The following is a 14,807-nucleotide window of genomic DNA, read 5'->3' as shown; positions in this document are numbered from 1 at the left end:
CACATAGCCCTTACATATGCCAATGTCCGGCGGCGCAGCTGAAAACGCTTCCAATGAGCAGAAACTGAATACAGCGCACCCTGTTGTGCTGATTTCTACAAAAATGATCAATTTCGCGCATAGACGGCCGTTATCGCATTCACGCATCCGTAACGCCCTCCCCCGGGCAAGGCACTCTCATGCATTTCTTCAACCGACTTTCCGTTGGTACGCGGTTGTCCGCATTGCTGACCCTGGTCATCGCGATGTCGCTGGGGCTGCTCGCCCTCACCATCTACCGGCAATCGGCCGGCGACATCGAATCGCAGGTCAAGGCCGAACTGCGTTCGAGCACGCGGCTGATGCAGCAGTCAGTGGCGATGTACGACGTCACCCTGACCGAAGGCACCGAGCGCCTGGGCAGCGTCTTCGACGACATGCTGCCGCGCGGCGCACGCGAGCTGGATACCGCCAGTACCGTGAGCATCGGCGAGCAGAACACGCCCACGCTGCGCTCCGGCAAGCAGGCCCTGAATCTCAACTTCGACGCGGTGGATCGCTTCGCGCAGACCACCGGCGGCGTTGCGACCATCTTCGCGCGCACCGGCGACGACTTCGTGCGCATCACCACCTCGCTGCGCAACAAGCAGAACGAGCGCGTGATCGGCACCCTGCTCGATCGCAAGGGCAAAGCCTACGCCGCGCTGTCCGAAGGCAAGCCCTTCACCGGCCAGGCGCAGTTGTTCGGCGACCAGTACATGACGTACTACGCGCCACTGCGTAACGCTGCTGGCGAGGTGATCGGCGCGCTGTTCGTCGGTCGCAACTACACCCAGGGCCTGGCCGCGCTCAAGGCCCAGGTCAGCACGACCAAACTGGGACAGGACGGCTATTTCGTCATCGCCGACATGGCGCCTGGCGAGCACCAGGGCCAGATCATCGCCGCACCGCCTGGTGCTCCGGCGACGTTGTCGGCACTGGTGCCGGCCGAACAGCAAGCGGCATTGCAGTCGGTGCTGGACGGCAAGCAGCCCAGCGCCAGCCTGCAGCTACGCGATGCCAAGGGCAACGCGCAGGCGTTCGAAGTCACCGCACAGCGCTATGCGCCTTGGCAGTGGGCGGTAATCGGCACCCAGCCGCGCAGCGCCATCGATGGCCCGCTCGACCAACTAATGGGCAGCATGCTGTTGTTCTCGCTGGTGGTACTGGCGCTGTGCATCGCGGTGGTGTTCATCGCCGCACGCAAGATGGTCACCCGGCCATTGATTGCAGTGGAACGCGTGCTCGGCGATGTCGCCGCCGGCCGTCTGGACAACCCCATCGAGATCGATCGACACGATGAACTCGGCCGTCTGCTGCTCAGCGCCCGCACCATGCGCGACGACCTGCGCGCGCGGCTGGAGCGCGATCACCTGATCGCCAGCGAAGCACTGCGTGTGCGTACCGCGCTGGACGATGTCAGCACCAACGTGATGATCGCCGACATCCATCAGCGCATCATCTACGTCAACCGGCCGCTGCAACGCCTGCTCAAGGGCGTGCAGGAACAGCTGCGTGGCGTTGCGCCCGGCTTCGATGCGGACAAGCTGATCGACACCAGCATCAATCAGTTCCATGCCGCGCCGAAGGAGCACGAGCGCATGCTTGAACAGCTCACCGGCACCAACGTCGCCCAGATCACCGTTGGCGACCGCATCGTGCGCCAGGTGGTCAGCCCGGTCTTAGACGCCAACGGCGAGCGCATGGGCTTTGTCATCGAGTGGGCCGACCGCACCCAGGAAGTGCAGGTGGAAGAAGAAGTCGCCCGGATCGTGCAGGCCGCCGCAGCCGGCGACCTGAGCGGCCGCGTGGACACCGCCGGCAAGCAGGGCTTCCTGCTGCAGCTCGCCCAGCAATTGAACATGCTGCTGGACAACAACGCCGATGGCCTCTCGCGCGTCTCCGCGCTGCTGTCGTCGTTGTCGCAGGGCGACCTCACTGCGCGCATGGACGGCGATCTGCGAGGCGTGTTCGCCACCATCCGCGACGACGCCAACGCCACCGCCGACCAGCTGGCCGGCATCGTGCGTCGCATCAAGGATGCGTCGCTGGCGATCAACTCGGCCGCCAGCGAAATCGCCACCGGTAACGGCGACCTGTCGCGTCGTACCGAACAGCAAGCCGCCGCACTCGAAGAAACCGCCGCGTCGATGGAAGAACTCACCGCCACCGTCAAGCAAAACGCCGACAACGCCGACCAGGCCAACCGCCTGGTGCTGGATGCGGCCGGCGTGGCCGCCAAGGGCGGCGACGTGGTTTCCCGCGTGGTCACCACCATGTCCGATATCGACGCCTCGTCCAAGAAGATCGCCGACATCATCAGCGTCATCGACGGCATCGCCTTCCAGACCAACATCCTGGCCTTGAACGCTGCGGTAGAAGCCGCGCGTGCCGGCGAACAGGGCCGCGGCTTTGCCGTGGTGGCCTCGGAAGTGCGCACCCTCGCCCAGCGCTCGGCCGGTGCGGCCAAGGAGATCAAGCACCTGATCGAAGACTCGGTGACCCGCATCGGCAACGGCGCCGCACTGGCGTCGGAAGCGGGCAGCACCATGCAGCAGGTCGTCAGCTCGGTGCAGCGCGTCACCGAGATCATGGGCGAGATCACCAGCGCCTCGCGCGAGCAGGCCGCCGGCATCACCCAGGTCAACCAGACCGTCACCCAGATGGACGAAACCACCCAGCAGAACGCCGCCCTGGTGGAAGAAGCCACGGCAGCCGCGCGCTCGATGGAAGAACAGGCCACGCAGCTGGTGGACGCAGTGGCGGTGTTCCGCCTCGAACAGCAGGACAGCCTGAGCACCTTGCTGGCCAACGCACGCCACGCCTATCACTGATGCGGCAAACGCTGGGTGAGTCGAGAGATGTCCAGGCGTTGTTGGTTGCCGTGCTCAAACACTGCGCGCCGACCACCTTCACTGGCCCTTGCCCGCTCACCGTCGCAGGACCCTTGGCGGCATGGATGCCGCCACGGAGCTTACACGGACGTACTTGCAGCGTGTCCTGCGATGGTGAGCGGGCAAGGGCCCTGCAGCAAACGCAGAGACCTCGAGGGCGCGGCGCCCTCGCCGCTCGCGGGACAGGCCGTGAACCCGTCCCTGGGGGCTAGTTGGCAGCATCCATGCCGCTAACGGTCCCGCAAGCGGCCAGGGCCCCGCACCAGAACGTTGGTTGGCTGTTTGATGAAAGCAGCCAGTGATATGACGGCACCGCGGGCGAACGTCGCCTGTCGCTTGCACCAACGCGCCGACCACCTTCACTGGCCCTTGTCCGCTCACCGTCGCAGGACCCTTGGCGGCATGGATGCCGCCACGGAGCTTACAAGGACGTACTTGCAGCGTGTCCTGCGATGGTGAGCGGGCAAGGGCCCTGCAGCAAACACAAAGATCTCGAGCGCGCGGTGCCCTCGCCGCTCGCGGGACACACCATGAACCCTTCCATGCGGGCTCGTTGGCAGTATCCATGCCGCCAGCGGCAAGGGCCCCGCACCAGAACGTTGGTTGGCTGTTTTACCAAAGCAGCCAGTGATACGACGGCACTGCGGGCGAACGTCGCCTGTCGCTTGCACCAGCGCGCCGACCACCTTCACTGGCCCTTGCCCGCTCACCGTCGCAGGACCCTTGGCGTCATGGTTGTTGCGTTAAAAGCTCTGCACACCGCCCATCGCGACGGGTCATGAGCAGCGCCAGGCGTACGAGTTTTATCAGCAGCACTTAAAGATTTCGCTTTGCCGCCGATATCAAGGCGACGCCGGGACAACCCTCCGGGCTTCTTCCCGCTACCACTGTGCTTGTGCCCATGTCCCAAGGCGATACCTCAGAGTCAGAGCTGGACCACGACGATCACCTTGCAGAAGGTGACGAACGCTATCTGCTGCGCAACAAGCGGCAGATCCGTGGCTTGCTGCGTCAGCTGCTAGACCAACGCGCCGTGGTGACCATGCATGTGGCCGGCCGCGACATGGCCGTGCCCACCGCCGTGCTCGAAATCGATGAAGACGACGATTGCGTGATTCTGGACGGCAGCCACAACGACACCTCCAACCGCGCCATCGAAGATGCCAAGTACCTGCTCTGCTATGCGCAACTGGAGCGGGTCAACGTGCGTTTCCGGCTGGAAAAGGCCGAGCGCATCGAGCGCGACATCCACGTCGCCTTCCGCGCCGAGCTGCCGGACGCGATGTACCACATGCAACGCCGCGAATCGTACCGGCTGGAAACGCCGATCACCGACTCGCCCATGTGCATCATCCGCCAGGACGAAGCCCAGGGCGGCAACCTCAATCTGCAGCTGCGCGTGATCGACATCAGCAGCGGCGGCCTGGCGGTGTCGCTCACCGCCGGCATGCCCTTGCTGGAGCCGCAACGCACCTATCGCGACTGCACGCTGCACCTGCCCGACGTCGCACCGATCGCCCTGCCGCTCACGGTGTGCAGCCAATACAAGCAGACCCTGCCCAATGGCAGCGAAGGCTTCCGCGTCGGCCTGCAGTTCAGCGATCTGCCGCGTGGCGCCGACGAAACCATCCAGCGCTACATCTTTCGGGTCGACCGCCAGCGCAACGCGCGCAAGAGCGGCGTGTTCTGAACCCGCACGTACCACTTGGTCCACGCACCTAAAGTTGCCGAGCGCTGCGCCGATGTTGCTATGGCAGCCTTCTCAACCTAGTGCCGCAACCTGACACTCAGCCGCAACGCCCGGAGTTTTCATGAACGACAAAAGCACTGCCACCGGCACCGGTGGTGAATTCCTCAGCTTCGCATTGGGCGAAGAACACTACGGCGTGGACATCCTGAAAGTGCAGGAAATCCGTGGCTACGATTCGGTCACCCGTCTGCCTGACGCGCCCGACTACATCAAGGGTGTGATCAACCTGCGCGGCACCATCGTGCCGGTGATCGACCTGCGCCTGAAGCTGCGCCTCAAGGAAGCGCGCTACGACGCGTTCACCGTGATGATCGTGCTCAACGTCGAAGACCGCGTGGTCGGCATCGTGGTGGACAGCGTCTCCGACGTCATCCCGCTCAATGATGACCAGATCCGCCCGACGCCCGAGTTCGGCGCCGCAGTGGATACCCGCTTCATCTCCGGCATCGGTACCCAGGACGATCGCATGCTGATCCTGCTGGATATCGAAACCCTGCTGGACAGCACCGAGCTGGGTCAGCAGCAGCTGGCTGAAGAAGCCGCCTGATTCACAGTGGTTGAGTGCGGCGACCTGCGGTCGTCAGAGGGATGCAGTGGTTGGCAAGCGCGACGATGCAGCAGGTGTGCATCGCCGCGTTTGAACACCCGGCAGCCCTCTGACGGCCGCAGTGGTTTATGCCTAATGCGCATACCACCATCAGGTGTCGGGAGCTTCCCGACACGAGACGCACTGCTAGATAGAAGTGCGATGTAACTCACATTTTTTTACTTCAAGTTGAATCCCAGTTAGCCGATAGCTGAATAGAAGCCCGCGTTCATAAGCGGGTCACCGTTCGACTTTCGATTCTGGAGAATCCCCAATGAAGTTCCTGCTCTCGCTCCTCCCCGTCGCTGCTCTCGTGATCGTTGCCCCCACGTTGTCTGCTCAGTCGCAGGAAATGATTCCGCCGGAGATGGCCACCCGCTTCGTCGGCAAGGACGGCATGGTGTGCGGCAAGGTCGAAAAGGCCAAGTACGCGCAGAGCTCGGAAGGCGAACCCACCTTCCTGTACATGGGCGGCATGTTCCCGCGTCACACCTTCTCGGCCCGCATCGACGGCGCCAACCGCGGCAAGTTCAGCTTTGCCCCGGAATCGTTGGAAGGCAAGGACGTCTGCGTCCTCGGCAAGATTCAGCGCGACAGCTCGCGCGCCGAAATCGAAGTCAGCTCCCCGGCAAGCCTGAAGCTCGCCACCATCAAGTAATCGCATCGCACATCGCCACGCCCATGCGTGGCGATCTGCTATCTGGATTATGCGGACTGACTTCTACGGGGGAATCGTGTCAATGCAATGGATTAATAATCTGAAATTGATGCCGCGGCTGATGCTGGCGTTCGGCATCGTGCTGCTGATCATGCTGGTGCAGGGAATCATCGCGTATTCGGGCCTGGCATCGCTCAACAACGTGACGCGCGATCTGGCCGGCAACACCATGTCCAGCGTCCGCGAAGCCGGCGATCTGCGCGGCATGCTCGGCGAATACCGGAATGCGTCTTATCAAAATCTGGTGCGCGCCAGCGATGCGGTCAAGCAGGAAGCCAGGGTCCGCGCCAAGAAGCTCAACGGCGAAATCGAGGCAACGATCAAGGGCTATCCCCGCCTGATCGAAAGCCCGCAACAGAAAAAACTCTTCAACGTGTTCGTGGCCGACTGGAAGAAGGCCTCGGCCTCGTACGCCAGCGTCGATGAAATGATCGAGCTCAATCTCCCCGACGATGCCATCGACACCTTTGTCGGCGAGACCCGCACCCTGCACAACAAGGCCAAGGATTCGCTGGCTGCGTTGATCGCCGAGGACAATCTGCTGGCACAGGCCGCCAAGACCAAGGCCGAAAAGGTCCACGCAACCTCGGTCTCGCTGACCATGGTGGTGTTGCTGATCGGCATTGCCGGTGGCCTGGGCCTGGCATTCCTGTTCGCCCGCTCCATCGTGCGCAGCATGCGCGGCGCAGTGAGCACCGCCACCGAAATCGCCGGCGGCAAGCTGGATGGCCAGATCAATGCGCACGGCAAGGACGAAGTGGGCGAACTGATGCGCTCCATGCAGCGCATGCAGCGCGATCTGAAAGAGCGTATCGAACGCGATCAGAAAGTCGCCGACGAGAACCTGCGCATCCGCACCGCGCTGGACAAGTCGTCCACCGGCACCTTCATCACCGATCCCGACCGCGTCATGATCTACGCCAACGATGCCTTCAAGAAGATCGTGACGCAGTACGAAAGCAGCATCCGTCTGGCATCGCCCGAGTTCGATGCGAGCAAGGTCATCGGTCAGCACATCAGCTACCTGGGCCTGTCCGATGCGACCGTGCGCAAGGCCGTTGCTGCGCTCGAACGCGATGGTGTCACCAGCTTCGAAGAGCGCTTCGGCGAAGTCGTGCTGGCGCAGACCGTCACCGGCATCAAGAACGAGCAAGGCGAAACCACCGGCGAAGTCTGCGAATGGCGCGACCGCACCATCGAAGTCCAGGTCGAAGAAGAAGTCGCCCGCATCGTGCGTGCCGCTGCCAGCGGCGACATGAGTGGCCGCGTCGAAACCGACGGCAAGCAGGGCTTCTTCCTGCAGTTGGCGCAGCAGCTCAACGGCTTGCTGGATGCCAATGCCGGCAGCCTGGAGCAGATCTCTGCGCTGTTGTCTGCGCTGTCGCGCGGCGACCTGACCGTGCGCATGCAAGGGCAGTTCAGCGGCGTGTTCGCGCAGATGCGTGACGATGCCAACGCCACCGCCGAGCAACTGGCCGATATCGTCGGTCGCATCAAGCTCTCCTCCAGTGCGATCAACTCGGCAGCTGGCGAAATCGCCTCGGGCAACAGCGATCTATCGCACCGCACCGAACAGCAGGCCGCCAACCTGGAAGAGACCGCTGCCTCGATGGAAGAGCTCACCTCCACCGTCAAGCAGAACGCCGAAAGCGCACGTCAGGCCAATCAGCTGGCCATCGGCGCCACCGGTGTGGCCTCGCAGGGCGGCGACGTGGTGTCGCAGGTGGTCACCACCATGTCCGGCATAGAAGCCTCGTCCAAGAAGATCGCCGACATCATCAGCGTCATCGACGGCATCGCCTTCCAGACCAATATCCTGGCCTTGAATGCAGCGGTGGAAGCGGCACGTGCCGGTGAGCAAGGCCGCGGGTTTGCGGTGGTCGCCTCGGAAGTGCGCACGTTGGCACAGCGTTCGGCCGGCGCCGCCAAGGAGATCAAGGGCTTGATCGACGACTCCGTGCATAAGGTCGCCGAAGGCTCTGCATTGGTGCGCAAGGCCGGTGCGACGATGGCCGAGATCGTTGCCAGCGTGCAGCGCGTCACCGACATCATGGGCGAAATTTCTGCCGCCTCGCAGGAACAGTCGGCCGGCATCGAGCAGGTCAACCAGACCATCACCCAGATGGACGAAACCACCCAGCAGAACGCAGCACTGGTGGAAGAAGCCACTGCCGCCGCCCGCTCGATGGAAGAGCAGGCCGGTCATCTGGCCGAAGCGGTGTCGGTGTTCAAGCTGGACGAATCGGCCGCGGTTGCACAAGCGCGTGTGCGCCCGGTGGCCTCGCGTCCGGTTGCGGTCAAGACCGCGGCCAAGCCGGCCGCGCGGACAGCCGCAGCGCCGTCGGCGCGATCTGCCAAGCCACAGGCCGCACTGGCCGACGGTAACTGGCAAGAGTTCTAAGAGCAGCCAACAGTAAGGGCTGTGCAGGCGCCAGGTGGGCGCGGCCGATGCGGCAGGTACCACGCGTACACTCCGCTTCTTCCGCGCCGTCCGCACCCACCTGACGACTGCTCGCTACGTTCTGGTAACCGCTCCAAGTCACCGCTGTCACCCACAACGCCCCGGCACTGCCGGGGCGCTGTGTTTCTGCCTCTCGCAACGACAGGCAGCCTCCACCCCGCCGCGTCGTCGCTGCACGCCGCCGCACCGCAGCATTACTGCGATACCTAGCCCAACCGCAGTGATCGATGGATTGGTGCTTCAGTTGCACGGCTACATGGCCGATACCACGTTATAGCTCCCGACGTGTATGGATATGACGACTACGACTCCCGCTTCAGACACGCGCGAATTCGATTTTGGCGACCGCGACTTCAAGCGCGTTTGCGACCTGATTTACCAACGCGTCGGTATCTCGCTGGCGCCGGCCAAGCGCGACATGGTGTATGGCCGCCTGTCGCGCCGCCTGCGCGTGCTCGGGCTGCGCTCGTTTCGCGAGTACATCGACCAGCTGGAAGCCGGCAACGACGAAGAAGAATGGCAGGCGTTCACCAACGCCCTGACCACCAACCTGACCTCGTTCTTCCGCGAGCCGCATCACTTCGACAAATTGCGCGAAGAACTGCAGAAGCGCGCCTCGCAGGCGCCACTGAAGATCTGGTCGTGCGCCGCATCCACCGGTGAGGAGCCCTACTCCATCGCCATCACCGCCTGCGAGGCGTTCGGCACACTGACCCCGCCGGTGAGCATCGTCGCTACCGACGTCGACACCCAGGTGCTGGAAACCGCCTCGCGCGGCATCTACGCCATCGACCGCGTCGCCTCGCTGGATGCGGCGATCAAGCGCAAGTATTTTCAGCGCGGCAGCGGTCCCAACGAAGGCAAGTGCCGGGTGATTCCTGCCCTGCGCCAACTCATCGAATACCGCCAGTTGAATTTGCTGTCGCCGCGTTACGACGTCGGCGGCCCGTATGCGGCGCTATTTTGCCGCAACGTGATGATCTATTTCGACAAACCGACCCAGCGCGGCATCCTGTCACGTCTGGTCAGCCACATGGGCGACGACGGTCTGCTCTACACCGGGCACTCGGAGAATTACCTGCACGCAGCCGATCTGATCCAGCCGTGCGGGCGCACGCTGTATCGGCGCGCTCCGCGTTCGGGAGCCTCTGCATGAGTACCGCCGTGCAAGTCGACGACGTGATGCGCTACCGCGATTCGCGGTTCCAGACCATTACCGCCAAGCTGCTGCCCACTCAATATCTGGTGGTGGACGACGACACCGCGTTGACGACCACCTTGGGATCGTGCGTTGCGGCCTGCTTGCGCGACCCGGTGCTCAAGATCGGCGGCATGAATCACTTCCTGCTGCCCGAAGGACAGGTCGGCGACGGTGCACCGGCGCGCTACGGCAGTTATGCGATGGAGTTGCTGATCAACGACATGCTCAAGCGCGGCGCGCATCGCAAACGCATCGAAGCCAAGGTCTTCGGCGGCGCCAACGTGCTCAAGGGCTTCACCAGCAACCCGGTCGGCACCCGCAACGCCGAGTTCGTGCGCCAGTACCTGCAAGCCGAACACATCCCCATCATTGCCGAAGATCTGTGCGGCATCCATCCGCGCAAGGTGTGGTTCTTTCCGACGACCGGCCGGGTAGTCGTGCAGCGTTTGCCGCATGCGCACGAAGCCGAAGTCGCCGCCACAGAATCGGCCGTGCGCGCCCGTCTGTCCAAAGCACCGGTCACCGGTGGAGTGGAGTTGTTCGAATGACGCTGGAAACTCCCGTACGTGTACTCATCGTCGACGACTCGGCGGTGGTCCGTCAGATGCTCACCGAAATCCTCTCGCGCGATCCGGGCATCGAAGTCATCGGCTCGGCCGCCGACCCGATCCTGGCGCGCGAAAAGATCAAACGCCTCAATCCGGACGTGATCACGCTGGACGTGGAAATGCCGCGCATGGACGGCCTGGTGTTTCTGGAAAACCTGATGCGCCTGCGCCCGACGCCGGTGGTGATGATTTCCTCGCTCACCGAGCGCGGTGCCGACACCACCTTGCAGGCCTTGTCGCTGGGTGCGGTGGACTTCGTGTCCAAGCCCAAGATCGACGTCGTGCGTGGACTGGAAGGCTATGCCGAAGAAATCGTCAGCAAGGTCAAGATGGCCGCCAAGGCCAAGGTCAGTGCACTGCATCGCCCCAGCACGCCCAAGCTCACCCTGGACATGCAATCGGCACCGGTGCCGGGCAGCGCGCTGCGCTTCCGCACCACCGACCGCCTGATCGCCATCGGCGCTTCTGCCGGCGGCACCGAAGCGCTGCGCGTGGTGCTCGAACACATGCCCGCCGATGCACCGGCGGTGGTGATGACCCAGCATCTGCCGGCCAGCTTCAGCACCGCATTCGCCGAGCGCCTCAATCGCCACTCGGCGATGTCGGTGCGCGAAGCCAGCGACGGCGAAGCCATTCTGCCCGGCCACGCTTATCTGCCGCCGGGCGGCCAGCACCTGCGCATCATTCGCGACGGTGCGCGTTGGCGCTGCCGTATCGACGACGGCCCGCCGGTCAATCGCCACAAGCCGGCGGTGGACGTGCTGTTCCGCTCGGTCGCCGCCAACGCCGGGCCGAATGCGGTCGGCGCCATCCTCACCGGCATGGGCGACGACGGTGCGCGCGGCCTGCTGGAAATGCTGCAGGCCGGCGCCCCCACACTGGTACAGGACGAAGCCAGCAGCGTGGTGTGGGGCATGCCCGGCGCCGCCTACAAGCTGGGCGCCGCGCAGGAAGTGGTACCGCTGGACCGTGTTGCCGAACGCCTGATCGCATTGTCGGCACAAGCGCGCTGATCGCCCATGCGCGCCCTGCCCCCGCATCCGACCGATCTGCCGCCGCACGACGGCGCACCGGACACCGACGCCAACACGGCGACGGATGCGTGGGCGACAGCGGAACTGGTCGGCGATACGTCTTCGGTTACCGCATTCGATCATGCGCGCACGCCGATCAAGCACGGCCCGCTCACGGCCGGCATGGCCAAGCCCGGCGAAGCGCCGGATGACCGTCGTTCGCGCTTGCTGGCCGAAGCGCTGGATGGCAGCAGTAGTGCCATCCTCATCTGCGATCTGCAATCGCGCCTGCTCTACGCCAACGATGGCTTCCAGCGCATGTTCGGCTACACCGAAGCCGAGCTGGTCGGCCAGCGCCCGTCGGATGTGTTGACCCGTGCGCAGAGCGACCAGGGCGAGGTTGCGCGCATCCGCGATCGCGCCGATGCCCTGCAGCAAACCCGTGCCGACTTGCTGGTCTATCGCAAGGACGGCTCGCCGTTGTGGATCTCGCTCAACTTCAATCCGATCTACGACGCCAAACACAATCCGTCGCATTACGTGGCGGTGCTGACCGACATCACCGACACCAAGATGCACGAGGTGCTGCAGCACCGCGTGCTGGAAGCGCTGGTGCAGGAGCGCCCGCTGATCGAGGTGATGACGCTGATCTGCACCGAGGTCGAACGCATCGCACCGGAAGTGTTGGCGACCGTCATGAGCGCCGACAACCAGGGCTGCCTGCATTCGCTGGCCGCGCCGAGTCTGCCGCCCGAGTATGCCGACGCCGTCAGCGGCCTGAAGATCGGCCCCGGTGCAGGTGCCTGCGGCACCGCTGCCTGGCGCGGCCGTGCGGTGATGGTGGAAGATATCGCCACCGACCCGTTGTTTACCGCCTATCGCGACCAGTTGATGCCGATGGGTCTGCGCGCCTGCTGGAGCACCCCGATCCGCGCCAATAGCTCGCGCGTGCTCGGCACCTTTGCGCTGTACTACCGCAAGCCGCAACGTGCCGATGCCTGGCACGTACGGCTGACCGAACTGTGCCAGCAGCTGTGCACGCTGGCACTGGAGCGCGAGCAGATCCGTCAACGCGTACATCAGCTCGCGTTCTACGACGCGCTGACCGGCCTGCCCAACCGCATCATGTTCAGCGCACGCGCCGAGCAGGCGCTGACCCAGGCCGAATACGCTGCCGAGCCGGTCGCGTTGATGTTCATCAACATCGACCGTTTCAAGCTGATCAACGACAGTCAAGGGCATTCTGCCGGCGATGGGCTGTTGCGCGACATCGCGCTGCGCGTCGGCGACCAACTTGCCGCCACCGCCATGCTGGCACGCGTGGCCGGCGACGAATTCGCACTGGCCCTGCCGCAATGCAGCGCCGAGCAGGCCAGCGCCGCGGCCGAACGCGTGCTGGGCACCATCGCCGGCCCGCTGTCGGTAGGCCACATGACCGTGCACCCATCGGCCAGCATCGGCGTGGCGATGTTTCCGGAAGACGGGCGCGACATCAACATCCTGCTGCGGCATGCCGATCTGGCGATGAATCGCGCCAAGAAGGAGGGCGGCGGACGCTTCCGTTTCTTCAGCTCCGACATGAATCGCATGGCGCAGGAGCGCGTGGCGCTGGAAGCGGAACTGCGTCAGGCCATCGGTCGCGATCAATTGCAGCTGCATTACCAGCCGCAACTACATAGCGCCGCTCCGCACGCGCTGTACGGCGTGGAAGCGTTGCTGCGCTGGAATCATCCGCAACTCGGCGCCATTTCGCCGGCACGGTTTCTGCCGGTCGCCGAAGAGCAAGGCATGATGCCCCAGCTCAACGCCTGGGTTCTGCGGCGCGCCTGCGAACAAGTGGCCGACTGGCGTCTGCGCGGCGTGCCGGTCACACGCGTGTCGGTGAATCTGTCGGCCAGCGGCTTCGAAAGCCCGCGCATGCTCCCCGACCTGCTTGGGCTGATCGCCGACACCGGCGTGCAAGCCTCCGACCTCACCCTGGAATTGACCGAAAGCGTGATGCTGTCCGGGCAACCGGGCGTGTTGGAAAACCTGCATGCCATCCGCGAAGCCGGCATCTCGTTATCGCTGGACGATTTCGGCACCGGCTATTCCAGCCTGAGCCATCTGCACCGTCTGCCGATCGACGAACTCAAACTGGACATGAGCTTCGTACGCGATATCGAACACAGCGAAGACGCACGCGCCCTCACTACCTCGGTGCTGCGCATCGGCGAGCACCTGCGCAAGCACGTCGTCGCCGAAGGCGTCGAGAACGAAGCACAGCGCCTGTTCCTGGCCGACCTGGGCTGCGAAGTCCTGCAGGGCTACCTGTTCTCGCGGCCCCTCCCGGCCCCGGCACTGGAAGCCTGGCTAGGCGCGCAACCGTAGCGACGCAACGTCCAGACGACTGCAGCGCTTAGACGACCCCAGCGCGTAGACGGCTGCAGCGCTTATAAGCCCCTCTCCCCCGGGAGAGGGGTTGGGGTGAGGGTACGGCCACCCAAAAATCCCGCCGAAACCCTACCCTCATCCGCCCTACCGGCACTTTCTCCCGACGGGAGAAGGAAACACATCTGAAGCTCCCGACGGGAGACGCAAAGCAGCGATAAGCCATCTCACCTTATCGAAGAGGCCTTGGGGGTAAAGGCACACGCGTCATTCCACGCACCCCCTCCCCGCTCCGACCTCACGACAAGGTGCGTTTGAACCACCCAAGCAACTGCGCATTGACGAAGGCCGGGTTCTCCAGCGATGCGATATGCCCGGCATCGGGCACCAGTTCGTAATCGCAGCAGATCGCTTCGGCCATCATCCACAGCTCTTCCGGCGGCCGCGCAACATCCGCGTCGCCACCAAGCAGGAAGGTGTTGGCAGGATCCAGCGCAGACATGGCATCCAGTCGGTCGGCACGTCCGAAGATCAGGCGGCCAAGCGGCACGATCGACGTCCGTAGCTGCTCGGCCGTCATCGCCGCCAGGCGCTGCGCGAACGCGGCCGGCAATGCCGAGGTCAGATCGATGCCGGGGCTGAAGAAGATCGGCACGATCGCCTCGATCAGCGCAGGCGTCACCTGCCCGGCCGCTTCGATCGCATCCAGCATGCCGAAGTAGCGCGCACGCGTGTCCTGCGGCTCGGCGCCCAGGAAGGTGTCCATCAACACCAGGCTGCGCACGCGCTCCGGCGCCATCAAAGCAAGCTCGGCGCCCCACATGCCGCCCACCGACAGGCCCACCACCGCGCACTGCGGCAGCTCCAGCGCGTCCAGCAGGCCAAGCATCTGCCGGGCAAGATCGTCGATTCCCTGCGTGCCTTGCGGCAGTTCGCCCGACTGCCCATGGCCCCACAGCTCAGGAACGATCACCTGGTAGTGCTGCGAAAGCGCCTGGATCTGCGGCTCCCACATCGCTGCGTCCCAGAGGTAGCTGTGGCCGAGCAGGATCGGAAAACCTTGACCGTGCTGGGTGTAATGGAGTGTTTGACCTGCGATCGTGCAAGAAGGCATCGGCATCGACATAAATGGGAGGGCGGCGGAACTCTAGACCTCTTCACATCAGAAATTTGTTGCAGTGCGGCAAG

10 protein-coding genes and 1 other RNA gene are annotated in these 14,807 nt (G+C 64.1%); 10 read left to right on the top strand and 1 reads right to left on the bottom strand.

Translation table 11 applies throughout. The annotated features are described in order from the left end of the window. Positions 1-179: 179 nt before the first annotated feature. From ACZZ0O_RS16080 to ACZZ0O_RS16035, 10 genes are all read left to right on the top strand, one after another. Positions 180-2,852, top strand: coding sequence for a methyl-accepting chemotaxis protein (locus ACZZ0O_RS16080; RefSeq protein WP_463591256.1), 2,673 nt, complete (start codon positions 180-182; stop codon positions 2,850-2,852). A 961-nt stretch (positions 2,853-3,813) separates the two neighbouring features. Further along, positions 3,814-4,602: a flagellar brake protein gene (locus tag ACZZ0O_RS16075; RefSeq protein ID WP_161961609.1), complete on the top strand. Its 789-nt coding sequence runs from the start codon at positions 3,814-3,816 to the stop codon at positions 4,600-4,602. Between the two features lie 121 nt (positions 4,603-4,723). Next, positions 4,724-5,209, top strand: a complete 486-nt coding sequence (locus tag ACZZ0O_RS16070) for a chemotaxis protein CheW (protein WP_011037040.1) — start codon at positions 4,724-4,726, stop codon at positions 5,207-5,209. A gap of 313 nt (positions 5,210-5,522) precedes the next feature. Next, positions 5,523-5,906: a hypothetical protein gene (locus tag ACZZ0O_RS16065; RefSeq protein WP_005993867.1), complete on the top strand. Its 384-nt coding sequence runs from the start codon at positions 5,523-5,525 to the stop codon at positions 5,904-5,906. A gap of 82 nt (positions 5,907-5,988) precedes the next feature. After that, positions 5,989-8,367, top strand: coding sequence for a methyl-accepting chemotaxis protein (locus ACZZ0O_RS16060; RefSeq protein ID WP_463591255.1), 2,379 nt, complete (start codon positions 5,989-5,991; stop codon positions 8,365-8,367). A gap of 54 nt (positions 8,368-8,421) precedes the next feature. After that, positions 8,422-8,497: non-coding RNA, sX9 sRNA (locus ACZZ0O_RS16055), on the top strand. A 219-nt stretch (positions 8,498-8,716) separates the two neighbouring features. After that, positions 8,717-9,583, top strand: a complete 867-nt coding sequence (locus ACZZ0O_RS16050) for a CheR family methyltransferase (protein WP_463591254.1) — start codon at positions 8,717-8,719, stop codon at positions 9,581-9,583. After that, complete coding sequence (gene cheD, locus ACZZ0O_RS16045; RefSeq protein ID WP_005993860.1) at positions 9,580-10,176, top strand: chemoreceptor glutamine deamidase CheD; 597 nt, start codon at positions 9,580-9,582, stop codon at positions 10,174-10,176. The genes ACZZ0O_RS16050 and cheD overlap by 4 nt, the downstream gene beginning before the upstream one ends. Further along, the gene (locus ACZZ0O_RS16040) at positions 10,173-11,249 is read left to right on the top strand and encodes a protein-glutamate methylesterase/protein-glutamine glutaminase (protein WP_115553662.1); all 1,077 of its coding nucleotides are present in this window, start codon (positions 10,173-10,175) and stop codon (positions 11,247-11,249) included. Before cheD ends, ACZZ0O_RS16040 begins: the two co-directional genes overlap by 4 nt. Positions 11,250-11,432: 183 nt before the next feature. Further along, positions 11,433-13,619, top strand: a complete 2,187-nt coding sequence (locus ACZZ0O_RS16035; RefSeq protein WP_463592471.1) for a sensor domain-containing protein — start codon at positions 11,433-11,435, stop codon at positions 13,617-13,619. A 298-nt stretch (positions 13,620-13,917) separates the two neighbouring features. Here the strand turns inward: ACZZ0O_RS16035 and ACZZ0O_RS16030 are convergent, their stop codons facing one another. Then, the gene (locus tag ACZZ0O_RS16030; RefSeq protein WP_463591253.1) at positions 13,918-14,733 is read right to left on the bottom strand and encodes an alpha/beta fold hydrolase; all 816 of its coding nucleotides are present in this window, start codon (positions 14,731-14,733) and stop codon (positions 13,918-13,920) included. Positions 14,734-14,807 lie beyond the last annotated feature (74 nt).

This window comes from Xanthomonas sp. AC360 (assembly GCF_979258225.1).
This window is presented reverse-complemented; position numbering and strand designations above follow the sequence as displayed.